Raw genomic sequence first — 25,523 nt, 5'->3', positions numbered from 1 at the left:
CATGGGCAAGCTCTACGAGGGACTGACCCCCGCGCTGCGTGACTTCATCGCCCAGGCACCCATGTACTTCGCGGCCACCGCACCTCTGTCCGCGGACGGGCACGTCAACGTCTCCCCCAAGGGCGGCATGGACACCTTCGCCGTCCTCGACGACACGACGGTGGCCTACCTGGACCTCATCGGTTCCGGAGCCGAGACCATCGCGCATGCGCGGGAGAGCGGCCGGATCACCTTGATGTTCTGCTCGTTCACCCGCCGCCCCAAGATCCTCCGGCTGTACGGCACCGCCCGCTGCGTCTTCCCCGACGCCCCCGAGTGGGACGCCCTGATCGGTCACTTCGGCAAGCATCCGATTCCGCGGTCCATCATGGTCGTCTCGCTCACCCGCATCACCGACTCCTGCGGATTCACGGTGCCGGAGATGGACCTGGTCCGCGAGCGCGACCTCCAGGACCAGTGGGGCATGCGCAAGTCGGACCAGGAACTGGAGGACTACATGCGGCAGAAGAACTCCACCAGCATCGACGGCCTGCCGGCCCGCCCGCACCGGGAATTGTAGGGGCCGACCGCCTCGGGAGCGATTTTCGGCCGGGTATTTTCGGGCAGTGGCTCAAACTAAGTGGCGTGGGCAGGTGCCTTGTTGCTTGGATTCCCGGCGTGACTTCTGCCTATTTTGCCAACCACCCCGAGCGGGCATTGCCGCACGCCTTCACCGAGCGAAGTGCCCGCCTGTGAGACACCAGATCGGGAGGCCGCCGGACGTTGAAGATGAAACGTCACTGCTGCGTCCGTCGATGCCCGTTGAGGGCATGCCTCCGGACGTGCCCGACGTTCCGTACTTCGCCGACGCACACGTCCGGCGGCACGAGCGGCGCAACGCACTCCACACGCTGCAGGGGCTGATGGAACTCGCCCGGCACGCCGGGGAACGGCCGGCGGCGCCGGGCACCTTGCCGACGGGCCTTCCGCTCGCCGAGGTCGGCGAGATCGTGAAGCGGGTCGGCAACTCCCTGATCCGCGCCCAGCTGGTCGGGAAGCTGCTCGCCGCATCGGAGCGTGGAGTGCGGCTGCGGCTCAGCTCCGCATCGTTTCTGCCCTGCGACATCGACGGAGCCGGTGATGTCGTCACCGTCGTCGGCAACCTCGTCGACAACGCCCTCGACGCCGTCGCGGACACGTCCCGGTGCACGCCCACGGTGGAGGTCGCTCTCCACCACGACCAGGGCGTCGTCGAACTGAGCGTGAGCGACAACGGGACGGGCGTCGACCCGGGTCTACGACAGTGGATCTTCGAGCGGGGCGCGTCCACCAAGCCGTCCTCCTCGCCCGCGTGGCCGCGGGGGCTCGGGCTTCCGCTGGTGCGGGCCATCACCGAGGAGCGGGGCGGAACCATCACCGTTGGCGACCGGGAAGGCGGCGGCGCCGTGTTCACCGTTCGGATGGCAGCCGTCCGCACGCACTTATGGATGTCGGTCGACAGGCAAGAGTCGGGCTGACAAATGGGACCGGGGGAACCATGTTCAACGTGCTCGTCGTTGACGACGATTTCTATGTGGCGAAGATCAACGCCCATTATGTGGCAAAGGTGCCCGGCTTCCGGGTGGCCGGCATCGTACACAGCGCCGCTCCGGCTCTCGCAGCCGTGGAGAGCGGCGGTATCGACCTGATCCTTCTCGACCAGTTCCTGCCGAACGAGAGCGGACTGTCTCTCACGCGTCGTCTCCGGCAGATGTGCCATGACGTCGACGTCATCATGGTCACGGCCGACCGCCGGCCCGCTTCGGTCCACGAAGCCCTGCGCGCCGGGGCCCTGTACTACCTCGCCAAGCCGTTCACCAGCGACGGCCTGCGCAGCAAGCTGGAGGCGTACGCCCAGCTGCGCGGCAACATCGACGAGGGTACGGAGATGGACCAGGCCCGCATCGACCGGACGTTCGGCGCCCTGCGCACCCCCGACGCCGAGCACGCCATACCCAAGGGGTACTCGGAACGCACCGCCGAGCTGATCCTGCGCATCGTCGCGAAGTACGGGGCCGACCGGCAGGTGTCCGCCCAGGATGTGTCCGACCTGGCGCGGATCAGCCGGTCGACCGCCCAGCGGTACCTCAAGTACCTGGCCGGAAACGGCAAGTTGCGGCTCACCCTGCGGTACGGCGACAGCGGGCGGCCTCAGCACCTCTACTCCGGTCTCTGATGACGGGGTGCGACAGCGGTCTGGAGCCCTGGTTCCAGCAGTGCATCGTGGCCACGGGGCGGCTGCCGCTCTTCTCCTTCCTCGTCGGGCTGCTCGCCGCCTTCGTGGGGATCCGGTTCAGCGTCCGGCTGATCCGGGCCGGGGTCCGCTGGTGGCCGGGGAACATCCGGCTCGGCGGGCTCCACGTCCACCACGTGGTCTTCGGCGTGGTCCTCATGGCGGGGGCGGGCATCGCCGGGCTCGCCGTGCCGGACGGGTTGCCCCTCTGGCGCGCGGTTCTCGCGGTGGTGTTCGGGATCGGAACCGGGCTCGTCCTGGACGAGTTCGCGCTGATCCTGCACCTGGAGGACGTCTACTGGACCGAGCGCGGCCGCACCTCGGTGGACGCCGTCTTCGCCGCCGTCGCCCTGAGCGGCATGATGCTGATGGGACTGCGCCCGCTCGGCCTCTACCGCTGGGGCGTTTTCAGCCGCGAGGGGGACACCGGGGGGTTCGCCGCCGAGGTGGCCGGTTCCCTCCTGCTCGCCGTGGTCACGCTGCTCAAGGGCAAGACGTGGACCGGGCTCGTGGGGATCTTCTGGCCGCCGCTGCTCGTCGTCGGCACGCTGCGGCTCAGCCGGCCCCGGGCGCTGTGGGCACGCTGGTGGTACGGCATCCGGCGCCCGGACAGGCAACGGCGCGCCGAAGCACGTGAGCGCCGGTTACGGGTGCCCCTGATGGCCGCCAAGGTGCGCGTCCAGGAGCTGCTCGCCGGGCGGCACGACCTGCCGGATCCCCGCCCCGCGCCGACGCACCGCGGTCGCGCCCCGCGCTGCCTGGACCGGGCCGGGCACGCCGGCTCGCGGCCGCCGGGCGGCCACACGACCCGGCTGCCGAACGGCCGTTGGATTTACGAGAAGAACAGGCTTTCCGCCGTGAAATCGGTTTGCGCCCACAACGGTGGCGCGCCCCCTCCCATGACCTAGCCTCCCCAACGAATCCTCAGCGATGCGACAGGAAGCCGATCCGTGCTGACCCGTGTTCTCCCCCCGCCCGGCCCCGCCCGGATGCTCACGTTCATCACCATGGTGATGAGTCTGGGGCAGGGATTGTGGATGGCCATCAACGCGATCTACGCGGTGACCATGGTCCGGCTCACGCCGAGTCAGCTCGGCGTCAGCGTGGGCATCGCGGCCGCCCTCGTCCTGGTGTCCAGCATCCCGCTCGGCCATCTCGCCGACCGGGCCGGGCCGCGCACGGTTCAGATGTGGTCGTTCCTGGCGCTGGCGCCGCTGACCGCCGCCCTGGTGTTCGTCGAGGGGTTCTGGTCGTATCTGATCGTCACCTCCGTCCAGGGTCTCGCCTACCGGGCCGGCAACAACGCCCGGAAGGCGATGATCGCGGCCAACGTCCCGAAGGGCGAGCGGGCCCGGGTCATGGCGTACATCCGGGCCGCGCTCAACGTGACCATGTCGATCGGCGCCTGCATCTCCGGCCTCGTCCTGGCCTGGGGCGAACGCGTCGGCTACCAGGGCGCCGTCCTCTTCACCGCGCTCTGCTTCCTCGTCACCGGCCTGCTCACCCTCAAGGAGGCACCGGTGCCTCCGGTGCCGGCCTCGGCGGGCGCGGCCTTCGCGGTGCTGCGTGACATGCCGTTCCTGGCATTCACAGCCCTGGACGGACTGCTCATCACGCATGCGCTGCTGCTCGACATCGTGCTGCCGCTGTGGGTCATCAGCCACACGGACGCCCCGCGCTGGATGAGCGCGGCCATCCTGCTCGTCAACACCGCCTTCGTGGTGGCCTTCCAGACCAGGGCGGCCCGCGGCACCGACGACCCCAGGTCCGCGTCCTGGGCGAGCCTCCAGGGAGCGGGCTGTGTGGCGGCCGCCTGCCTCGTGTTCGCGACGACCGGCGGGAGCGGGACGCTGACGGCCTGCGTCCTGCTGATCCTGGGCGCTCTCGTGCACGCGCTCGGTGAGATCCGGCACGCGGCGGGCAGCTGGACGATCGCGTACGACCTCGCGCCCGACCACGCCCAGGGCCAGTACCAGGGCACGTACAAGATGGGCGGCGACGTCGGCAAGATGTTCGCCCCTGCCGTCTTCACCTGGTTGGTCATCGGCCACGGTGCGACCGGCTGGATCGTCCTGGCCGTGGCGTACGCCCTGCTGGGCGCCGCCATGCCGGCCGTCGTGGCCCGCGGTGTGCGCAGCCGGGCCGCCACCGCCGAAAAGGCCGCCGCCGCAGCCTGAGCCCCGGCCCGCCGTGCGCCTCGGCAGGCCTTCCACAAGCCCCTCACCCAGCGAGGTGTCACCCATGACCTGCACCATTGCCCCCCGGAGCGTCAACCTCCAAGGCGTCTGCCTGGTGGACGAGGCCCACGGCTGGGCCGTCGGCGACGGCGGCATGATCCTGGCCACCACGGACGGCGGCCTGCGCTGGCACTCGCAGGGCAGCACCGACAAGGACCTGCGCGCGGTCTGCTTCGCCGACACCGAGCGCGGCTGGATAGCGGGCCGGGACGGCGTCATCCTGCACACCACGGACGGCGGCCGGCACTGGGAGCAGCGCAGCACGGGCACGGACCGGAACCTGTACGGCATCTCCTTCGACCCCGCCGGCCGCACCGGCTGGGCTGTCGGAGACAGCGGCACCATCCTCGTCTCGTCCGACGGCGGACTGACCTGGCAGCGGCAGCACTCCGACGACACGCATTTCACCCGCTGCTTCACGCTCGACGAGAAGACCGCCTGGATCATCGGCAAGCGGGGCGGCATCCACGCCACCACCGACGCGGGAGCGACCTGGACCGTTCAGCAGAGCAACGCCGAGATCGACCTGCGGGGGATCTACGCGGTGTCGCCCGATCTGTGCTGGGCCGTCGGCCGCATGGGCACCGTGCTGCGCTCGGAGGACGGTGGCGGCACCTGGGTCCGGGCGGACAGCGGCACCGGCCTCGATCTGTACGGGCTGTGGGCGGCGCCCGACGGCCGTGAGGTCAGGACCTCCGGCGACGACGGCGTCATCCTCGCGTCCCACGACGGCGGCCGCACCTGGTCCCCGCAGTCCAGCGGCACGGCCAAGGACGTGGTGTCCCTCGCGTTCATGGCCGACACCCGGCACGGCTGGATGGTCGGCGACTCCGGCCTCATCCTCGCCACCCCGGACGGCGGTGAGACCTGGACCCCGCAGCTCAGCGGCATCCACAAGGACCTGGCCGGTGTACACGGCTCGGGCGACGCCCGCTGGGCCGTCGGCCGGGACGGCCTGCTCGCGGTCACCACGGACGGCGGTGCCACCTGGCAGGTGGGCGACACCGGCAGCGGCGCACAGCTGTGGGACGTCACCTTCCTCTCCGACGCGCGGCGCGGCTGGGCCGTCGGCGACGCCGGCCTCGTCCTGGCCACGGAGGACGGCGGCTCGACCTGGCACCGCCAGGACGCTCCCACCGAAGTGCCCCTGCTGAGCGTCCACTTCGAGGGCGACCGCGGCTGGGCGGCCGGCGCCGAGGGCACGATCCTCGCCACCACCGACGCCGGTACCACCTGGCACCGCCAGGACACTCCCACCGAAGTGCCCCTGCTGAGCGTCCACTTCGAGGGCGACCGCGGCTGGGCGGCCGGCGCCGAGGGCACGATCCTCGCCACCACCGACGCCGGAGCCACCTGGCAGGGCCAGACCGCCGCGACTCGGACCACGCTCACCTGCGTCCATGCCGGCACCGGCGGCGCGGCACGCGCCGTCGGCCGCGCCGGCACCGTACTGACGACGAAGGACGGCGGCGTCACCTGGGAGACGCGGGACAGCGGCACCGACGTGAGCCTGTGGGGCGTCGCGTTCACCGCGTCGGGCGAGCACGGCTGGGCGGTCGGCGACGGCGGCACCGTACTGGCGACGAAGGACGGCGGCGTCACCTGGGAGCCACAGGACAGCGGCATCGCCGACAACCTGAAGGGCGTGTGGGCACAGCCCGACGGCGCACAGGTGTACGCCGTCGGCGACGGCAGCTCCGTCATCGCCACCGGGAACCGCGGCGCGACCTGGTCCTCCCACGTGGCCAGCACCGGCCGCAACCTGTACGGCGTGCACATCTTCCCCACCGGCCGGGACGGCTGGGTGGTCGGCGACGGCGGCACCGTGCTGGCCACCCGGGCCGGACGCCGCTGGGCCCAGCAGCCCAGCGGCACGGCCGCGAACCTGTACTCCGTCTCGCCGGCCGACCACACCACCGCCTGGGCCGTCGGCCGGGCCGGAACCATTCTGGTCACGCGCGACGCCGGCCTGTCCTGGCAGCGTCAGCCCAGCGGCAGCGGCAAGGACCTCCTCGAGGTGCACATGCGCCCCGACGCCCTCACCGGCTGGGCCGTCGGCGACCGTGGCACCATCCTCGGCACTCGGGACGGCGGCACCACGTGGCTGCACCAGCCGAGCCCGTACACCGGCTGTGCCCTGTGGGCGGTGGACTTCGCCGACGACCGCACCGGCTGGGCCGTGGGCACCGGCGGCACCGTCTTCGCCACCCGGGACGGCGGGGTCACCTGGGAGACGCAGGACAGCGGCGGCACGGACGACCTGATCGACATCCACGCCGTGGGCCCCGCCACGGCCTGGGCCGTCGGCCACCGGGGCACCGTCGTGCACACCCGGGACGCGGGCCGCACCTGGGAGCGCCGGGAGAGCCCCACCCGGCAGAACTTCACCGCCGTGCACTTCACGCCCGACGGCCGGACCGGCCGCGTGGTCGGCCGTAGCGACACCGTCATGACCTCGCTCGACGGGGGCACGTCCTGGCAGGTCGGCACCACGGGCACCGGGATGTCGCTGTGGAACGTGCGGACTTTCTCCGAGCTCGAATCATGGATCGTCGGTGACGAAGGCACCGTGCTGTCGACCTCCGACGGCGGTGCCACCTGGGACCAGCACTTCTACAGTCCGGAGAAGGACGCGATCCCCGTTCGCTGACCGATCCACAGGCCGTGGCACCACCCCACCGATACAGAGGAAGCAATGGACAACGCATTCAAGGACGTTCCTCCCACCACCCTCGCCGACCTGCTGGGCCGCGCACAGGTCATGGACACCGGCATCCGTCCGCTGTGGAACTCGCCCCGCGTCGCCGGCCCCGCGTACACCGTGCGGTGCGAGCCCGGCGACAACCTGATGCTGCACGCCGCGATCTACCGCGCCGAGCCCGGCTCGGTCATCGTCGTGGAGTCGGGTGACGTGGACTACGCGCTGGCCGGCGGCAACGTGTGCGCCGTCGCCCAGCGCCGGGGGGTCGCGGCCTTCGTGGTCGACGGTGTCATCCGAGATCTCGGCGAGGTGCGCGAGGCGGGTTTCCCCGTCTTCTCGCGCGGTGTCATCCCGATCCCCGGAACCAAGAAGAAGATCGGCGCGCTCGGTGAGCCGGCCCGTGTCGGCGGCGTGCTCGTGCACCCCGGCGACATCGTGGTCGCCGACGAGGAAGGCGTCGTCGTCACTCCCGCCGCCCGCCGGGAGGAGATCCTCGCGGCGGCTCGGACGAAGCTGGCCAAGGAGGCCGAGGAGTCCCTCGACGCCTGGGAGGCGAACCACCGGGCCCGCATCGACAAGGCGCTGAGCGACCAGGGCTTCACCGGCTGACCAAACCGACTTCCCGTACACAGGCGCCCTGCAGCCGAACCCGTTTGCAGCGGTGCGCTCCGGAGCACGATCCGGGGTGCACCGCTGTTTTCGTTCTCGGGCCCGTCGGCAATTAGCCGTTCGGCAAATGAGCAGAACGCGTTTTTCTCGGGATAGCGGTGTTTAGGGATTCAGCGCGCACAAACGAGCCGCCGGGAAGCAGCGTCACTAGGTTCAGTCGGGTCCAGTCATCGATGAGTTCGGATCGACATGACCACAGCACTGAATGTGCGCCTGGGAGCCGGCCTCCTCCACCACGCGCGCGTCCTGCCCGGCAGCATCGCTCTGACCATCGGCAGCCGCGGCTACACCTACGAAGAGGCCGCGGCCACCGCGCGACGGTGGGCCACCCTGCTGGTCGAGGCGGCCGGCGGCCGCCCCCGCCGCGTCGGTGTGTTCGCCCACCGCAGCGAGGCCTCGTACCTGGGCGTCGCCGCCGCGCTGTGCGCCGGCGCCGCATTCGTGCCGCTGAACCGGAAGTTCCCGGCCGAGCGCACCCGGTCCATGCTCGAACGGGCCGACGTCGACGCGGTGATCGTCGACTCCGCCTCGCTGCCCGGTCTCGCCGGGCTGCTCCGGGACCTGCCGCGCAACCCGGTCGTGCTGCTGCCCGATGCCGTACGCAGCCAGGCCGGCGACCTCGGGGACGTACGGGTGCTGGACGCCATGGACCTGGCCGTGGCCGCGCCGCTGGAGCAGCTGCCGGAGGTGTCGCCCGACGACATCGCGTATCTGCTGTTCACCTCGGGCAGCACCGGCGTTCCGAAGGGCGTCCCGGTGACCCACGGCAACGTGCGGGCGTTCCTCGACGCCAACCAGGAGCGGTACCGGATCACGCCGGACGACCGGCTCACGCAGACCTTCGACCAGACCTTCGACCTGTCGGTCTTCGACCTCTTCATGGCCTGGGAGAACGGCGCGCGGGTCTGCTCCATGGAGTCCATCGAGGTCCTGGCTCCCTTCCGGTATCTGGAGCGGAACGGGATCACGGTGTGGTTCTCCGTGCCCTCCGTCGCCGCCATGCTGCGCAGGCGCGGAGTGCTGCGGCCCGCCACCATGCCCACGCTGCGCTGGAGCCTGTTCTGCGGCGAGGCACTGCCCCGCGCCACCGCCGAGGCCTGGCAGGCCGCCGCGCCGGGCTCGGTGGTCGAGAACCTGTACGGGCCGACCGAGCTCACCATCGCCTGCACGGTGCACCGCTGGGACCCGGCCACCAGCCCCGCGGCCTGCGTGCACGACAACGTGCCGATCGGCCGCCCCTACCCCGGCCTCCACTCCCTGGTGGTGGACGAGGAGCTGAATCCCGTGCCGGACGGGGAGACCGGCGAGCTCTGCATGACGGGGCCGCAGACCACCCCCGGCTACTGGCAGGCCCCCGAGATCACCGCGGAGCGCTACTTCTCGCACCGCGGCCGTACGTACTACCGCACCGGAGACCTGGTCCGGCTGCGGGACGGCGAATACGTCTGCCTCGGCCGCAACGACCAGCAGGTCAAGGTCGGCGGCCACCGCGTCGAACTGGGCGAGATCGAGGCCGTGCTGCGCCGCGCGGGCGCCGTCGAGGCGGTCGCCCTGCTGTGGCCCGACGCGGACACCATCAGCGCCGTCGTCTCGGGCGCCACCGATCCGGCAGCCCTGACCGAGGCCTGCGCCGACGCGCTGCCCGCCTACATGGTGCCGCGCTCGGTCCACGTCGTCGATCGGATGCCGGTCAACGGCAACGGCAAGACCGACCGCGGCGCGCTGCTCAGACGACTCGACGAAGGTCTCTGACCTCCAACACAAGGTCTCTGACCGCCAAGAAAGGGAATTGTGAGCAACGTCGACCAGCTCATAGCCCGCGCCCTCGGCATAGCCGAGGACCGTGTCACGGACGGGCTCGAATACCAGTCGATCAGGGAGTGGGACTCGCTCGGCCACGTCTCACTGCTGGTCGCCATCGAGCAGGAGTACGGCGTCGAGATCGACGACGACCTCACGCTGGGGCTCCGATCGGTGGCGGCCGTCCGCGAGTTCGCCGCGGCCCGGGCCCTCGGCGGGACCCGCGGGGACGCGGGGGTCCCCGCGGGTGCTGCCGGGCAGGAAGAGCGCCGTACCGTACATCGCGGTCTGGAGGGCGTCGTCTTCGACCGGACCGCCATCACCCACATCGACGGCGCCGAAGGGGTCCTCGAGTACCGCGGCTACAGCATCCACGACCTGGCCGAGCGGTCCTCCTTCGAGGAGGTCGCTCACCTGCTGGTCCACGGTGAACTCCCGGACGCCGCAGGCCTGGAGAGCTTCGCGAAGCAGCTGCGCGCCTTGCGCACGCTGCCCGCCCCCGTCCTCGGTCTGGTCCGCTCCCTCGCGCACGCGCACCCCATGGAGGCACTGCGCACCTGTGTCTCCGCGCTCGGCGCCTTCGGCCCGCAGCGGGTGCCCGGCACCGACGAGAGCTACGCCGAGGCCCTGGAGACCGGTGTCTCGCTGATCGCCCGGATACCGATGATCGTCGCCGCGCACCACGCCTTCCGCACCGGCCGCGAGCCACTGCAGCCGCCGGAGGACGCCACCCACGCCGAGGCGTTCCTCACCGTGCTGCTCGGCGAGCGGCCCTCGCCGGCCGCGGTGCGGTTCATCGACAAGGGCTTCATCGTCCATGCCGACCACAGCTCCAACGCCTCCGCGTTCACCGCCCGCGTCGCCATCGGCTGCCGGGCCGGCATGACGGCCGCGATCACCGCCGCCGTCGCCGCCTTCGCGGGCTCGGTGCACGGCGGTGCCGCCGAGCGCGTCGTCGGCCTCATCGACCAGGTCGGTTCGCCCGGGAACGCGCGGGCGCACGTCGAGGCGCTCCAGAGCCGGGGCGAGCCCGTGATGGGCTTCGGCCACCGCGTCTACCGGACCGAGGACCCTCGCGTACGTCATCTGCGCTCCACCGTCGTCGAGTTGAGCGAGGAGCGCGGCGACACCACCGGCCTGGACATCCTCGACGCCGTGGCCACCGCGATGCGCCCGTACAGCCGGCACGGCGTCGCCCCCAACGTGGACCTGTACGCGGGGCTCGCCTACCGGCTGCTCGGCCTGCCGGACGACCTGGCCGTGCCGCTCTTCGTCGTCGGCCGCACGCCCGGCTGGGTCGCCCAGGCGCTCGAGCAGCAGTCCAACAACGTGCTGATCCGGCCGCTCCTCACCTATGACGGGCCGCACGGGCGGACCTACCGGAAGGCGGACGGCCGATGAGCCGTACGACATCTGCCGCACCCGCCGCGCCCTCGCTGCCCGGCTTCGCCGCGGAGCGCGGTTTCGACCTCGGCGCCGTCCCGTACACGGGCCGTGTCCTGATCGAATCCCTGCTGCGTGGCGGGGACCCGGCGCAGGCCGAGGTTCTCGGCAAGCGCCTCGCGCTCGGCGAGGACCCCGGCCTGGAGATGCCGTTCCGGCCCGCCCGCATCCTCGTGCAGGACTACACCGGCATCCCGCTGCTCGTCGACCTCGCCGTGCTGCGCGACCGCGTCGCCGAGCCGGGCCGGGTCAATCCCGCGCTGCCCATCGACGTGGTGGTGGACCACTCCGTGCAGGCCGACTGGGCGGGGCGTCCGGACGCGCTCACACTCAACGAGGCGCTGGAGATGTCCCGCAACCAGGAGCGCTACTCGTTCCTCAAGTGGGCCGAGGGCGCCTTCGACGGGCTGCGTGTCATCCCGCCCGGCCACGGCATCGTCCACCAGGTCAATCTGGAGCGGCTCGCCACGGTCGTCGCCGAGGGCCGGGACGGCAGCCTGTATCCCGACACCGTGCTCGGTACCGACAGCCACACCACCATGGTGGGCGGCCTCGGAGTGCTGGGCTGGGGCGTCGGCGGTCTGGAGGCGGAGGCGCAGATGCTGGGCCTCGCCCAGCCGATCGGCATTCCCCGGATCGTCGGCGTCCGCCTCACCGGCGCGGTCAGCCCCGGCACCTCGCCCATCGACGTGGTGCTCGCCCTGACCCGCCGGCTGCGCGAGCGGAACGTGCGCGCCATGATGCTGGAGTTCACCGGCCCCGGGGTCGCCGAGCTCACCGCGCCCGACCGCTGCACGATCGCCAACATGGCTCCCGAGTACGGCGCCATGACCGCGTTCTTCCCCGTCGACGAGGAGACCCTGAGCTATCTGCGGCGCACCGGCCGCACGGATTCCGACGTGGACCGGGTGCGGGACTACTGCCTGCGGCAGCGGCTCTTGCGCGGCGGCGACGAACCCGTCTTCGGGCGGACCATCGACTTCGACCTGGGCGAGGTCGGCCCGGGGCTCGCCGGACCGAGCCGCCCCGACCAGCGGATCTCCCTCGGCGAACTGCCCGCCTCCTTCGCGGCGCTGCACCAGGGCGAGGTCCGCACCGAGGACCCGGTGTCCGACGGCGACCTGGTCATCGCGGCCATCACGTCCTGCACCAGCACCTCCAATCCGAAGGCGATGCTGGCCGCCGGACTGTTCGCCCGCCGGGCCGTGGAGCGCGGTCTGACCGTGCCCGCGCACGTCAAGACCAGCCTCTCGCCCGGCTCCCGCGCGGTCACCCGCTACCTGGCGGAGTCGGGGCTGCTCGGCGATCTGGAGAAGCTGGGGTTCCACGTCGTCGGATACGGCTGCATGACGTGCAACGGCGGCAGCGGCCCGCTCAACCCGGGGGTCGGTGAGGCCGTCGACCGCCATGGTCTGACGGTGGCCGCCGTGCTCAGCGGCAACCGCAATTTCGAGTCCCGCATCCACTCCCAGGTCCGCGCGGGCTATCTGGCCTCCCCGGCCCTCGTGGTCGCGCTGGCCCTGGTCGGCACCGTCCGTGCCGACCTGGAGAACGAGCCGCTCGGCACGGACACCGAGGGCCGCCCCGTACATCTGCGGGACCTGTGGCCGCACAACGGCGAACTGCGGGAACTGGAGGACCGGTTCATCACGCCCGGGATGTTCGCGCACGACCAGGCACCCGACCCGGCATGGGAGGCGATCAGCGCCCCGGACGGCGAGGTCTTCGCCTGGGACCCGGCGTCCGCGTACATCCGGCCCCCCGCCTACGCCGACCCGGCCCCCGCTCCGGGCTCGCTGTCCGGTGCCCGAGCCCTGCTCGCGCTCGGTGACGACATCAGCACCGACCACATCTCGCCGGTCGGCGCCATCCCCGCGGACTCCCCGGCGGGGCGTCACCTCCTCGAACGCGGGGTCCGCGACTTCAACTCCTACGGTTCACGCCGCGGCAACCACGAGGTGATGGCCCGGGGTACCTTCAGCAACCCCCGGCTGCGCAACCTCCTGGTCGGCGACGGCGACAGCGGCGGTTCCACGCTGCACCTGCCGAGCGGCGAGCGGCTGCCCGTCTTCGACGCCGCCCGGCGCTACGCCGAGTCCGGCACCCCGCTGATCGTGCTGGCCGGCCGCAGCTACGGCATGGGCTCGTCCCGCGACTGGGCCGCCAAGGGGCCCTGGCTGCTGGGTGTCCGGGCGGTCCTCGCGGAGAGCTTCGAGCGCATCCACCGCGCCAACCTGTGCGCCATGGGCATCCTGCCGCTGCTGCTGCCCGCCGGGCACGGCTGGGCCGGCCTCGGCCTCACCGGCCACGAGGAGTTCGCACTGGACGTGGACCGGGCCCGGGAGACCCGGGAGGTACAGGTCACCGCCGGCGAGCAGGTGTTCACGGCACGCGCCGATGTGCAGTCGGAGGGCGAGTGGGACGTCCTGCTGGCCGGCGGCACGCTGCCGTACCTGCTGCGGCAACTGCGCGAACAGGAGGCCGCGTCCGGATGAGCGCACACATCCTCGACCGGCTCGGCCTGCGCCGGGCCGCCGACGCCGACGCCCTCACCGCCGGGACGAAGACCTTCGTCCCGGTGCACGTCGGCACGCACGACGTGACCATCGGCGCCCTCCTCGACGCCCTGGACTCCGACCCGGCCCTGCTGCCGCCGCGCACCGGGCACCTCGGCAACTGGGAGGACATCGCGGCCGGGCGCTCGGGTCCGATGGACTTCAACACCGCGATCTGCGGCGGCGGTCACGGCTATCCGCTGATCTACGGCTTCACCCGCACCGAGGCCGGCACCGAGGGCGGCGACGAGGCGTACCAGCCCGGTTCGCTCATCGAGAAGGGCAAGCGGCACACCCTGCCCCTGCACACCTGGGACGGCACCGGCTTCGTCCGCCGCGACCGGAGCAAGCCCCTGTTCTGCCCCCTGGTGCAGGCAGAGGTGGACGGGCAGTTGGTCCCGCTGGTCGAGCTGCACTGGCAGCGGATGCTGGCCCTGCCCGGCTACCGCTTCCGGCAGTGGGCCGCCGCCCTCACCGACCGCGCCCCGCTCGTCACCGACATGCTCACCCTGCTCCTGGAGCAGGCGGCCGCGCAGGGCCGCAACCAGGCGTTCGCCGAGCTGATCAGCCAGGCCGTACGCCTGGACGGCGAGGTGAGCCGCTGCGATCTGCGGCCGGACGGCACCGGCTATGTACTCGACGGCCACCGCTACCCGTCGGCCCGCGCCCTCGCCGAAGCGGTCATGCTCACGGTGCGGGCGCTGGTGGAACCGGCCGACTTCTTCGCCCGGATGCGTGATCTGCCGCCGGTCCTGCCGGTGATGTCGCTCCAGCTCACCAACGTGCTGTTCGCCCTGCTCGACGTGCACCACCCGGACGCTCCGGCCGGTCCGCCCGAGAGCCCGTTCATCACCCATCTCCACTGGGGTGCCAGGGCCATGGCCGGCTGCCCGCCCCGGCGCGGCGGCTATCTGTCCCGGCGCTCCACGGTGCGCTCCCTGCGGGCCATCACCGACCCGCTGGTCCGGCACTTCGGCGAGGCGGGTCCGGTGGCCTTCGTGCTGCTGCCCGCCCAGGCCTTCATGCTCTGTCCGCCGAGCACGGCGCCGGACGACGCCGAGGCGCTGGCGGAGCTGTTCCGCGGAGTGCGGGCAGCGGGCCCCGAGGCCGCCTACGACACCACGCTGACCTGGCTGGACTCCCACCGCGACCGGCTCTCGGAGTACCTGCGCGGCCGTTTCAGGAGCGGCAGCGGAGTACCGGCCGACGACACCCCGCGCGAGGTCGCGGTGCCGGTGGAGCCCGAGGGGTTCCGCGAGCTGACGTTTCGTCAGGCCTGTGGTGCGGTCGCCGCGTTCGAGGAGGTGCTGGGATGAGACTCGCTCAGCGCGAGGTCGTCATCGCTCTCCGGGAGCCGTTCGTCAGCAACACCGGCGTCACCACCGAGGTGCGCCAGAGCATCGTCGAACTGACCTGGCAAGGGCTGCGCGGGCACGGGACCGCGCGCGGTGCCGACCCGGCCGAACTCGCAGCCTGCGCACCTCTCTTGGCCGGTGCCTGGCCCTTCGCGGTGCGCCGGACGCTGGACCTGCTCGCGCGGGTGAGCCCCGCGACCCGGTCCGCCGTCGACATGGCGCTGCACGACCTGCTCGGCAAGGCGAGCGGGCAGCCCCTGCACCGACTCCTCGGGCTCGACGGTCTGCCCCTCGAACCCACGGCGCTCTCCATCGGCGCCTGTCCCGACGACGAACTCGTCCGGCAGGCAAGGAAGCTGGCCGACTGGCCGATCCTCAAGCTCAAGCTCACCCCCGGGGACGACGGCAGCCGCGCCGGAGTGCTCCGCTCGGTCTACGACGGACGCATCCGTGTCGACGGCAACGGCTCCTGGTCCCCCGACCAGGCCCTTCGCGTCGCCGAAGAGCTGCACCGGCACGGCGTCGAACTGCTGGAGCAGCCTGTCGCCCCCGGTGCGCTCGACGACCTCCGCTACGTCCACGAACGCTCCCCGGTCCCCGTCTTCGCCGACGAGGACTGCGGCGGGCCCGAGGACGTGCTGCGGCTGCGCGACCGCGTCAGCGGCATCAACATCAAGCTGGCCAAGAGCGGAGGCCTGGCCGCCGCGCACGAGATGCTCACCCTCGCCCGTGCCTGCGGTCTGACGACCATGCTCGGCTGCAAGGTGGAGAGCGCCCTGGGCACCACCGCCATGGCGCAGCTCGCCCCGCTCGCCGACCACCTCGACCTGGACGGGCCCGTCGGCCTGCTCGACGACCCGTTCACCGGCGTGCGCATCGACCGCGGCGCCCTCACCCTGCCCACCACGCCCGGCATCGGCGCCACCCCCGCCCACCGGACCCACGACATCCACGGAGAGGACTGAACATGCGGCTGCGCTGCGCCGTGCTCGACGACTTCCAGAACATCGCCACCACCGTGGCCGACTGGAGCGCCGTCCAGGACCGGGTGGAGGTGGTCTCCTTCACCGAGCACTTCGCCACCGAGGACGAACTGGCCGTCGCTCTCTCGGACTTCGACATCGCGGTGACCGTGCGGGAGCGCATCCCCTTCCGTGCCGGTCTCCTCGACCGCCTTCCCCGGCTGAAGCTGCTCGTCGCTTCCGGCATGCGCAACTCGGTCATCGACTACACCGCCGCCGAGCGCAACGGCGTCACGGTCTGTGGCACCACGAGCTCCTCCACCCCACCGGTCGAGCTGGCCTGGGCGCTGCTGCTCGGTCTCGCCCGCGGCATCGTCACCGAGAACAACGCCCTGCGCACGGGCGGCCCCTGGCAGTCCACCGTCGGCGCCGACCTCCACGGCCGGCGTCTCGGCCTGCTCGGCCTGGGCAAGATCGGCAGCAGGGTGGCCCAGGTGGGTCTCGCCTTCGGCATGGAGGTGACGGCCTGGAGCGAGCACCTCACCAAGGAGCGCGCCGACGAAGCCGGCGTTCACCTGGCCCCCTCCAAGGAGGAGTTGCTGCGCGGCAGCGACTTCGTCTCGGTCCACCTCGTGCTCGGCGAACGCACCCGCGGCCTGCTCGGCGCCCCCGAGCTGGCCCTGCTCAAACCGACGGCGTACGTGATCAACACGTCCCGCTCGGCCATCGTCGACCAGGACGCCCTGCTCGCCGCGCTGCACGAGGGGCGGATCGCCGGGGCCGGCGTCGACGTCTTCGACATCGAGCCCCTGCCCGGGGACCACCCGATGCGCACCGCGCCCCGGCTGCTGGCGACCCCGCACCTCGGCTACGTCTCCCACAGCAACTACCGCACGTACTACGGCCAGGCCGTCGAGGACATCGAGGCCTACCTGGCCGGCAACCCGGTGCGCCGCCTCGGCTGACACCCTGCCGCACGGCGGCCCCCCTGCCTCGCGCCGGCCCGATGCCGCACGGTCCCGCGCGCCCGAACACTTCCCGTCCCACAGCCTTTGGAGAAACACCGGTGACCGACCCGCAGCGCCGCATGATGAAACTCGGCGCCTTCCTGCCCGCGCCCGGCCACCACATAGCCGCCTGGCGCCATCCCGAGGCCCGGCCGGACGGCGGCCTCGACTTCGACTACTACCGCTCGCTGGTGCAGACCGCGGAGCGCGGCAGGTTCGACATGGTCTTCCTGTCCGACGGCGCCGGCGTGCGCACCAAGTACAAGGACGCCGACGAACTCAGCCGGCAGGGCCGCATGGTCCACTTCGAGCCGCTCACCCTGCTGTCCGCGCTCGCCGTCCACACCACCCACATCGGCCTGACGGCGACCTCGTCGACGACGTACAACGAACCCTTCACCGTGGCCCGGCAGTTCGCCTCGCTCGACCACCTCAGCGCGGGCCGCTCCGGCTGGAACGTCGTCACCTCGGCGACCGATGCCGAGGCGCGCAACTACAACCTGGACAAGCAGCCCGAGCACGCCGCCCGCTATCACCGGGCCCGCGAGTTCATGGAGGTCGTCACCGGTCTCTGGGACAGCTGGGAGGACGACGCCTTCCTGTACGACAAGGACTCCGGGCGCTACTTCGACCCGGAGAAACTGCACGTCCTCGGCCACCGGGGCGAGCACTTCTCGGTGCGGGGCCCGCTCAACGTGGCCCGCCCGCCGCAGGGTCATCCCGTCATCGTGCAGGCCGGCTCGTCCCCGGACGGCCAGGACTTCGCCGCCCGCTGGGCCGAGGTCGTCTTCACCGTGCAGCAGACCCTGGACCAGGCGCAGGTCTACTACCGCGGTCTGAAGAAACAGATCGCCGACCACGGCCGCCACCCTGACGACGTCAAGATCCTGCCCGGTGCGTTCATCGTCGTGGGCCGCACCCAGAGCGAGGCCGAGGACAGGTACGAGACCCTCCAGTCGCTGGTCGACCCGGTCGTCGGCCTCGGCATGCTGTCGTACCAGCTCGGCATGGTCGACATCTCCGGGTACCCGCTGGACGGCCCGTTGCCGGAGCTGCCCGCCACGGAGGGCAGCACCAGCAAGCAGCAGATGATCTACGAACAGGCCAGACGGCAGGGCCTCACCATCCGCGAGCTGTATCTGTCCGTCGCCGCCGGCCGCGGCCACCGGTTCCTGCTGGGCACCCCCGAGACCATCGCGGACCAGCTGGAGGAGTGGTTCGTGAACGAGGCCGCCGACGGCTTCAACATCATGCCGGACTACCATCCCGGCGGTCTCGACGCGATCGTCGACCTGCTCGTGCCCGAGTTGCAGCGCCGCGGGCTCGTCCGCACCGAGTACGAGGGCACGACGCTTCGCGAGAACCTGGGCCTGCCGCGGCCGGGGTTCCGGGCGGTGTCCGGGGCCACGCGGTGAGCGTCGACCGCCCGGTCACCGTCGAAGGGCCGGAGCTGCGGTCCGTGCTGCGGGCGCACGCCGCCGGTGTCGCCGTGCTGACCGCCGCCGACGACGACGGGCCCATGGGCGTGACCGTGACCTCCTTCACCTCGGTCAGCGTCGCTCCGGCCCTGGTCTCCGTCACGCTCGCCGACACCTCGGCCACCTGGGGCCGGGTCAAGGACTGCGACCGGTTCGGCATCCAGCTGCTCGGAGCGCACCAGGCGGATCTGGCCCTGCGTTTCGCCAAGTCCGGTGACAGGTTCGCGCCTCCCACCGCCTGGCGGCCGGGCCCGTTCGGGGTGCCGCTGCTCGACGGCTGTCTGAGCTGGCTGATCTGCTCCCGGTACCGGCAGCTCCGGCTGGGTGACCACCATCTGCTGGTGGGCGCCGTCGAGCAGGTACGGCACGGAGCGCCGGGCGACAGCCTGGTGCATCTGCACGGAGACCTGCGTCCCGTCACCACCCCCATCCCAGCGAGGACGTGAACCATGCCCAGGATTCTGCTGCTCTCCCGCCAGCCCCTCGCCACCCGCCCGCTGCACCAGTGGCTGGACCGCACGGCGGACGACGTCATCCTGCTGACGACACCCAAGGCGGTGGCGGACGCCGAGGACGTCCTGGCCGAGCACTTCCCGATGCACCGCCTGGTGGACTCCTACCACAGCTGGTCCGCCGAGCAGGCGGCCGAGGAGACCGCTCGCGCGTACGGGGCCGAACTCGTCGCCAGCACCAGCGAGAGCGATGTGCTCCGGGCGGCCCGGCTGCGGGCCCGCCTGGGTCTGCCGGGCCAGGACGTGGCGTCGGCGACCGCGTACCGGGACAAGGTCGTCATGAAGCGGCTGGCCCGGGCGGCCGGCATCGGCGTGCCCGCGTTCGCCCCGGTCGACAGCCCCGCGGACCTGCTGGACTTCATCGAGGCCGAGGGCTTCCCGGTCGTGGTGAAGCCGCGCCTCGGCGCGGGCGCGGAGGGCGTGGCGATCCTGCGCGGCCCGGCGGACGTCACGGCGTTCCTGGACCGCGAGGGCACCTCGGACGTGCCGTACCTGCCTGCCCAGTGGATGGTCGAGGGCTTCGTCTCGGGAGAGTTCTTCCATGTCGACGGCATCATGCGGGACGGCCGGATCGTGCACGCCTGGCCCGGTCAGTACACCGGTGGCCTCGCGGAGCGCATCCACGACGAACTGCACATCGGCAGTGTGCTGCTGGCGCCCGAGGACCCCCGCACGGCGGTGATGCGGCGCATGGCGGAGGACGTGGTCGCCGCCCTTCCCGCCGCTCCGCATGCGCTCGCGTTCCACCTGGAGGCGTGGATCGGCCCGGACGGCGTGCCGGTCCTGTGCGAGATCGCCAGCCGCGCGGGCGGATCGCTGATCGGCGAGCAGTACGAGCGCGTCTTCGGCGTCCAGCTGGCGCGAGAAGGGCTTCGGGCGCAGTGCGGTTCGGCTCTCGCCCGGACGGCTCAGCCTGCGGCCCCCTCGGCCGCCGTCGGCTGGGTCATCGTGCCTCCCGGGCACGGCGCCTTCGTCCCACCGGCCCGGCCGTGCCCGGTTCCCGGTACCGAGATGACGCTCATGCGGGAACCCGGGGCGCAGTGCGAGGGCGTGGAGCACGTCGGGGACGGGGCGGCAAGCTTCTTCGTCCAGGCCGAGACCGCCGAGTCGGTCCGCAAGCTCCTCGCCGAAGCCATGGCGTGGTGGCACGAGAACACCGCCTGGCAGTAGTGCCGGACCGGCACCGCGTATCCCGCCGGCCGCCGGCGGCCCGCCTCCTCCCCTCCCCTCTCCTCGCGAACAGACAGGAAGAGCAACCATGTCCGAACACGTCCTGATCGTCGGCCCAGGCCGCGACTTCCCCGCCCGTATCCGCGCTCTTCAGCCAGGCACCCGTACGACGGTGATCTGTCAACTGGACTACATCGGCAAGGTTCGTGTCCCCGGCGAGAACGCCCGGGTCATCGGCGTGCGCGGCGATGCGCCCGAGCAGGAGTGGATCGACCTGGCGGCGGCGGTGCACGCGCTGCACCCCTTCACCCGGATCGGTACCTTCGGCGAGCGGGACCAGGACCACTACGCGGTCATAGCCGAGGCCCTGGGCCTGTCCGCCCACAGTCCGGCCACGGTGTCCCTGGTCCACGACAAGGAGGCCATGCGGGTCCGTCTGCGCGAGGCAGGGGTCGACGCCACCGTCAGCGCCCGGGCCGCCGACCTCGACGAGCTGCGCGCCTTCGTACGGGAGAACGGCCTGCCCTGTGTGGTGAAGCCGATCTCCAGCTCGGGCAGCGCAGGCGTCACCAAGGTGGTGGACGAGAGCGAGCTGGCCGACGCCTTCGCGAAGGCCGGCGGCAGCTATCTCGGACTGCCGAACACCGGTGTCCTGGCCGAGGAGTTCCTCGACGGCCCGCAGTTCAGCGTCGAGGCCTTCTCCGAGCTGGGCGAGCACCAAGTCGTGACCATCACCCGCAAGTTCTCGGATCCGGAGACCTTCGTCGAACTCGGCCATGTGTCTCCCGCGGATCTCTCCGCCGGCCTGCGCGAGGAGATCCACGCGTATGTGGGCGGCGTACTCGACGCGCTGGGGGTGGAGTTCGGCCCCACCCACACGGAGGTCGTACTCGGCGACAAGGGCCCACGTCTGATCGAGACCCACATCCGCATGGGCGGGGACCAGATCCCGGCACTGGCCCTCGACGTGACCGGAGTCGATGTGGACGACTGCACGGCCCGCCAGACACTGGGGGAGAAGGTGCTGCCCGGCATCCGGGCCACTCTCGCCGAGGACCGTCCGGGCAGCGGCTCGGCCATCTGGTTCGCCTCGCTCGACGCGGCCGGGGTGCTCGACGACGTGTCCGGCCTCGACGAGGCCCGTGCGCTCCCCGGCGTGACCGAGGTCGCTGTTCTGGCGCGCCCGGGTGCGGAGGTCGGCAGGCTCGAGACATCGGAGTCCCGAGTGGCGCTTGCCCGTGCGCTGGGAGAGAGCGCCGACGAGGCGGTGGCCGCCGCACGGGCGGCTGTGGAATGCCTCGAGTTCCGGCTGCGGGTTCCCGGCCGGCGTGGTGTGACGGTGTGACGGTGTCCTTCGGTGCCGTGGCGGCGTTGGCGGTGGGTGCACGTGGTCATCGCCGCCACGGCCGGAGGTCCGGGATGAAGTGCGGCTCGGCTCAGACGGTGTGCCAGGGCAGGTCGACGTCCGGCTGTTCTCACTTCCGCCCTGGTCATGGGCACTGCAACCGCTGGCCCTCAGGCTACGATCACCGTGCGCCTGTGGGACCTTCACACCGACGCGGCATCACCGTCGCGGCCCTCTTGGAGAGGTGACCCCCAAAGCCCCCATGCCCAGAGCCGGCCTCACCCCCGACCGCCTCGTCGCGGCCGCAGCCGACCTCGCCGACGAGGCCGGCTTCGAGCGTGTCACCCTGTCCGCGCTGGCACGGCGCTTCGGTGTGAAGGACGCCAGCCTGTACACCCACGTCCGGAACCTCAAGGACCTCCGCACCCGCCTGGCCCTCCTCGCGGGCGGCGAGATGATCGACCGGATCGCGGCGGCGGTCGAAGGGCGGGAAGCCGGCCGGGACACGCTCGCCGCCTTCGCCGGTGCCTACCGGGCCTACGCCCTCGAGCACCCCGGCCGGTACGCGGCGACGCAGATCCCCGTCGACCAGGACCTCCTCGCCGACTCCCCCGCGATGCGCCGCACGGCCGACGTCACCTACGGCATGCTCCGCGCCTACGGCCTGGAGGAACCCGACCTCACCGACGCGGTGCGCCTGCTGCGCAGCACCTTCCACGGTTACTGCGCCCTGGAGTCCAACGGCGCCTTCGGCGCACCCCGTGACGTCCAGGCGTCCTGGGACCGGGCGATCGACGCCCTGCACGCACTGCTGCTGAACTGGCCCCGCGAGGAGAGGATCCCCGATGCGTGACACAGCCGGCTCCATAGCCGAGATCTACTCGCTCGGCACGGGCCCCTGGACGATGACGCCCGTCACCCGGGGTGCCCTGGGCCAGATCTGGAAGCTCTCCGGGAACGGCTCCTCGTGGGCCGTGAAGGAGCTTCTCTTCGGCTGTGACGAGGCCCAAGTCCGACGCGAGGCCGCCTTACGGGACTCCGCGGAACGCCTCGGCATCGCCTCGCCCCGGCTCCACGCCGGCCGGCACGGCGCGCACGTCTCCCGCCTCGACTCCCCGAGCGGCAGCTCCTGGGTGAAGCTGTACGACTGGGTCGACGGCAACCCGGCGGACGCCTCCGACCCGGACGTCCTGGACTGGTTCGGCCGGACCATGGCGCTGCTGCACCAGGCCGGGGAGGGCGCAGTCGACACCCCGGACGACTGGTACGAGCGGTGTCCTGACGACGCCGAGTGGGAGGACGTGCTCAAGAAGGTGCGGGACGCCGGCCTGCCCTGGTCGGACGAGCTCAGCGGCTTCATCGCCACGTCCGCGCCCTCGCTGGCCCACTGGGTCACCCCGTCGGAATCGCGCGGCCTCGTCACCTCGCACCTCGACCTCCAGCCCCAGAACGTCCTGGTCGGCCCGGACGGGCCGGTCCTCCTCGACTGGGACAACGCGGGGCCGGTCTCGGCGGAACGGGAGTTCGCGCGTGCCGTCCACGTCTGGTCGGGCGGCAACGAGGTGGACATCGAATCCGCGCGGCGGCTGGCCCGGGCCTACCGCGGTGCCGGGGGCCCGGCCGTCATCGCCGGCCCGGAGTCGTTCTCGATGCTCTTCGCCACGGCCCTCAACTACGTCCATGTGCAGGCCGAGACGGCCGTCGATCCCGCTGTGACCGAGGCGCAACGCGAGTTCGCGGGTGGGCAGGCCGTCGCCTTCCTTCGGAGTGTGCCGGATCTGGCGGCCGTCGCCCTGCTGGTCGCCGCGCTCGACGGCTGGAGGGTGTCTCTTTGACCGGTTGGTCAGTTCATCGGATGTGCCAGTTCGGCAGCAGCCGACGACGCTGAGGGGACCGGTCAGGCGAGCCGGCCTGCGGCCGACACCAAGGCGGTGAGTACACGGCGGGTCTTGTTCTCGGGGTGCTCGGAGAGGGGCACCCCGCGTTCCCGTACCGCCTCCTGGAGTCTCCGCTGCTTGCGCTCGGCCCGTGCCGTGAACGTCTCCCGGTCGTCCTCGTCCTTGGGTTTCACCCGGATCGAGACCTCCAGGAACTCCAGGCCGGTCACCGACCACACCTCCAGATCGGCCTTCAGGTCGTCGAGCGGGACGTCCTCGATCTTCGTCGACAGGACCGGCCCCAGCGCGACCAACCCGTCGAGCGGGACGGAGGGCGCACAGGCATCCAGGAACTGCTCCTGCACCGCGTCCGTCGCCGCGCCGGCATCGGCTCCCCGCTCCACCGCGTCGCCAAGCGTCCCAGGAGGACAGTCGCGTACCAGAGAGGCCGCCCGCACGCGGCCGTTCTTCGACCAGTCCTCCTCGATCCGGTAGGTGAAGGGTCCCGCTTCGAAGGCGTCGGAGAACCGGCCGACCAGCTGCTCTTGCTCGCACGGACGCAGCTTGACCGTCAGATCCTCCGATGCGCCGCCCAGTCTGAAGCGCACGATCACGCCGTTGTCCAACAACAGGACCCGCCCCTCGGCGGCCCCTTGCCGGTCTTCGGCGAACCAGATCCGGCGCGATGTCAGCGCACCCCGCGAACTCCCGAGAGCCGACAGCGCACCGGGCACATCGCCCTCGACATTGACCTTGATCTCGGCCGGAAGCAAGCGCATGACATCGCTCCTGCACATGTTTCGGGGGGTGCAATCCTCATGTTGTGACGCCGGGTTTCAGTGTGAGTGCCCCCCTGCTGCCAGCTCCCCTTCCTCGAGGTAGAACTCCCGCCCCGTGACGAGCCGCAGGTCGCTTCCGGCCGGCCCCTCGCCGACGAAGCCCGCCGTGACCTGGTCACCCTCTCGCAGTCTGCCGTCCGGGCCGTCGGGCCTCGCGGCGATCGTGAGAGCCGGCCCTTTCCGCAGCACTTCGTCGGTGAGTTCGGCACGCGAGGTACCGGGGGCCTGCCGCATCGCAACGACGTGGTCGAAGTCCGGGGGCATGGTGACGAGGTGCGCGAGGAATCGCTCGTCAGCCTTGCCGAAGGCCAGGTAGGTCAGGTCCGTTGGGCGGACGGCGTGGCGGTCGAACCGCCGGAAGTGAACGACGTGCCGTACGTCGACCGTCACCGGGTCCAGGATTTCCGTTCCGCCGCGTTCGAAGTGGCCGCGGAACAGGGTGCCGGTGAACGACGTGCGTGCGGGTTGCCCGTCTTCGCCGACGAGCTCGGTCAGGACGAAGCGTTCGGGTCTCAGTGTGTATACAGCTGTCCCGGTCGTCCGCCGGTCGTCGACGTACACCTGCTGCGCGTCGCCCGCATCGTTGGTGAAGGTGGCCTCGAGCAGGACCTGGAAGTCGTGAGGTCGCATGAACATGGGCAGGTGAGAGAGGTACGCCGTCTCCTCCCCGACCACCAGCATTCCGTGGGTGGCTTTTGGATCAGTGGCCGCCATGTTTCTCACCTCCGTTCGAAGCCCCCGCCTTCGGTCAAGGCAACTGGGCTTCTCAGGAACTACCTTCAATTTTTTCACACCGTGCGAGAGGCCGCACGCGGCACCACGGGGAGCGGGAGCAGCTCCGTGTAGCCCATCGGGGCGGAATCGCACCGCCGGCAGAGCCATCTGCATTCATCACATCACGCTGCGCCCTGAGGCGGACGAGAACGCGTTCGCTCGATTCGCCGCCGAAGAACTTCTTCCTGCTGCGCGAACGTTCACGGACCGCAGGGCGGGGTTGCATGACGATCGCCATGTGATCGTCAAGGACCACACCGAAGAGCGAACCTACTTGTGGATCACCGAGTGGACCTTTCAAGGACGCGAGAGCCCTAATTCCTTCATCGTGGCCGTAGGGCCACGACTGGAACGTCGTGTGAGCATTCCGCCGGCCAGGTACGGACCTGACGGTCGGTCTGGAAACGAGCGGTGGGCGCGAATTGGCCGTTGCACGAGTTTGTGTGAAGGTGCAATTTTGAGGCCGCTCCGTTCCAGCGAAACGCGATGTGGCGTCGACCCCGGAACGTGCAATGATGGGCATGTGAGGCAGCTCACACCATGAGCCC

At 71.3% G+C, this 25,523-nt stretch carries 21 protein-coding genes; 19 read left to right on the top strand and 2 right to left on the bottom strand.

Annotated elements, in window-relative coordinates; all coding sequences use genetic code 11:
* Window position 1 precedes the first annotated feature (1 nt).
* The 19 genes from OHU35_RS33735 to OHU35_RS33645 all read left to right on the top strand — a co-directional run bounded on the left by OHU35_RS33735 (window position 2) and on the right by OHU35_RS33645 (window position 23,320).
* Window positions 2-559, top strand: a complete 558-nt coding sequence (locus OHU35_RS33735; protein ID WP_189721440.1) for a pyridoxamine 5'-phosphate oxidase family protein — start codon at window positions 2-4, stop codon at window positions 557-559.
* A gap of 262 nt (window positions 560-821) precedes the next feature.
* Complete coding sequence (locus tag OHU35_RS33730) at window positions 822-1,496, top strand: sensor histidine kinase (RefSeq protein ID WP_405508014.1); 675 nt, start codon at window positions 822-824, stop codon at window positions 1,494-1,496.
* Window positions 1,497-1,516: 20 nt separating this feature from the next.
* A complete protein-coding gene (locus OHU35_RS33725) occupies window positions 1,517-2,194 on the top strand; it encodes a response regulator (protein WP_189721442.1) in 678 nt (225 codons plus the stop codon).
* Entirely contained in the window at window positions 2,194-3,159 is a 966-nt protein-coding gene (locus OHU35_RS33720) for a hypothetical protein (RefSeq protein ID WP_189721443.1), read from the top strand. The genes OHU35_RS33725 and OHU35_RS33720 overlap by 1 nt, the downstream gene beginning before the upstream one ends.
* A gap of 42 nt (window positions 3,160-3,201) precedes the next feature.
* A complete protein-coding gene (locus OHU35_RS33715) occupies window positions 3,202-4,428 on the top strand; it encodes an MFS transporter (protein WP_189721444.1) in 1,227 nt (408 codons plus the stop codon).
* A 64-nt stretch (window positions 4,429-4,492) separates the two neighbouring features.
* Window positions 4,493-7,138, top strand: coding sequence for a YCF48-related protein (locus OHU35_RS33710; RefSeq protein WP_405508011.1), 2,646 nt, complete (start codon window positions 4,493-4,495; stop codon window positions 7,136-7,138).
* A gap of 45 nt (window positions 7,139-7,183) precedes the next feature.
* Window positions 7,184-7,798, top strand: a complete 615-nt coding sequence (locus tag OHU35_RS33705; protein ID WP_189721445.1) for an RraA family protein — start codon at window positions 7,184-7,186, stop codon at window positions 7,796-7,798.
* Between the two features lie 249 nt (window positions 7,799-8,047).
* Window positions 8,048-9,610, top strand: a complete 1,563-nt coding sequence (locus OHU35_RS33700) for an amino acid adenylation domain-containing protein (protein WP_189721446.1) — start codon at window positions 8,048-8,050, stop codon at window positions 9,608-9,610.
* Between the two features lie 39 nt (window positions 9,611-9,649).
* A complete protein-coding gene (locus OHU35_RS33695; protein WP_359888244.1) occupies window positions 9,650-11,059 on the top strand; it encodes a citrate/2-methylcitrate synthase in 1,410 nt (469 codons plus the stop codon).
* Window positions 11,056-13,596, top strand: coding sequence for an aconitate hydratase AcnA (gene acnA / locus OHU35_RS33690; protein ID WP_189721448.1), 2,541 nt, complete (start codon window positions 11,056-11,058; stop codon window positions 13,594-13,596). The genes OHU35_RS33695 and acnA overlap by 4 nt, the downstream gene beginning before the upstream one ends.
* A complete protein-coding gene (locus OHU35_RS33685) occupies window positions 13,593-14,972 on the top strand; it encodes a DUF6025 family protein (protein WP_405508009.1) in 1,380 nt (459 codons plus the stop codon). Before acnA ends, OHU35_RS33685 begins: the two co-directional genes overlap by 4 nt.
* Window positions 14,969-15,976 carry a mandelate racemase/muconate lactonizing enzyme family protein gene (locus OHU35_RS33680; RefSeq protein WP_405508007.1) on the top strand — a complete coding sequence of 336 codons (1,008 nt, stop codon included), beginning with the start codon at window positions 14,969-14,971 and terminating at the stop codon, window positions 15,974-15,976. Before OHU35_RS33685 ends, OHU35_RS33680 begins: the two co-directional genes overlap by 4 nt.
* A 2-nt stretch (window positions 15,977-15,978) precedes the next feature.
* Window positions 15,979-16,938 (top strand): D-2-hydroxyacid dehydrogenase family protein, encoded by a 960-nt coding sequence (locus OHU35_RS33675; protein ID WP_405508005.1) that lies wholly within the window; start codon window positions 15,979-15,981, stop codon window positions 16,936-16,938.
* A 101-nt stretch (window positions 16,939-17,039) separates the two neighbouring features.
* A complete protein-coding gene (locus OHU35_RS33670) occupies window positions 17,040-18,395 on the top strand; it encodes an LLM class flavin-dependent oxidoreductase (protein ID WP_229872760.1) in 1,356 nt (451 codons plus the stop codon).
* Window positions 18,392-18,904: a flavin reductase family protein gene (locus tag OHU35_RS33665; protein WP_189721453.1), complete on the top strand. Its 513-nt coding sequence runs from the start codon at window positions 18,392-18,394 to the stop codon at window positions 18,902-18,904. Before OHU35_RS33670 ends, OHU35_RS33665 begins: the two co-directional genes overlap by 4 nt.
* Before the next feature lie 3 nt (window positions 18,905-18,907).
* Window positions 18,908-20,140 (top strand): acetyl-CoA carboxylase biotin carboxylase subunit family protein, encoded by a 1,233-nt coding sequence (locus OHU35_RS33660; RefSeq protein WP_405508002.1) that lies wholly within the window; start codon window positions 18,908-18,910, stop codon window positions 20,138-20,140.
* 88 nt (window positions 20,141-20,228) lie between these two features.
* The gene (locus OHU35_RS33655; RefSeq protein WP_359888261.1) at window positions 20,229-21,485 is read left to right on the top strand and encodes an ATP-grasp domain-containing protein; all 1,257 of its coding nucleotides are present in this window, start codon (window positions 20,229-20,231) and stop codon (window positions 21,483-21,485) included.
* Between the two features lie 262 nt (window positions 21,486-21,747).
* Complete coding sequence (locus tag OHU35_RS33650; RefSeq protein ID WP_189721456.1) at window positions 21,748-22,338, top strand: TetR/AcrR family transcriptional regulator; 591 nt, start codon at window positions 21,748-21,750, stop codon at window positions 22,336-22,338.
* Window positions 22,331-23,320 carry a phosphotransferase enzyme family protein gene (locus OHU35_RS33645; protein WP_405508000.1) on the top strand — a complete coding sequence of 330 codons (990 nt, stop codon included), beginning with the start codon at window positions 22,331-22,333 and terminating at the stop codon, window positions 23,318-23,320. Before OHU35_RS33650 ends, OHU35_RS33645 begins: the two co-directional genes overlap by 8 nt.
* Window positions 23,321-23,382: 62 nt before the next feature.
* Here the strand turns inward: OHU35_RS33645 and OHU35_RS33640 are convergent, their stop codons facing one another.
* Together OHU35_RS33640 and OHU35_RS33635 are read right to left on the bottom strand one after the other, a co-directional pair.
* A complete protein-coding gene (locus OHU35_RS33640) occupies window positions 23,383-24,141 on the bottom strand; it encodes a hypothetical protein (protein WP_405507999.1) in 759 nt (252 codons plus the stop codon).
* 57 nt (window positions 24,142-24,198) lie between these two features.
* Window positions 24,199-24,984, bottom strand: a complete 786-nt coding sequence (locus tag OHU35_RS33635; protein WP_405507997.1) for a hypothetical protein — start codon at window positions 24,982-24,984, stop codon at window positions 24,199-24,201.
* Between the last annotated feature and the right edge of the window lie 539 nt (window positions 24,985-25,523).

This window comes from Streptomyces purpurascens, from assembly GCF_045040895.1.
GTDB lineage: Bacteria > Actinomycetota > Actinomycetes > Streptomycetales > Streptomycetaceae > Streptomyces > Streptomyces purpurascens.
Note: the sequence above shows the minus strand (reverse complement) of the source record. Positions and strands in the feature narration are given on the sequence as shown.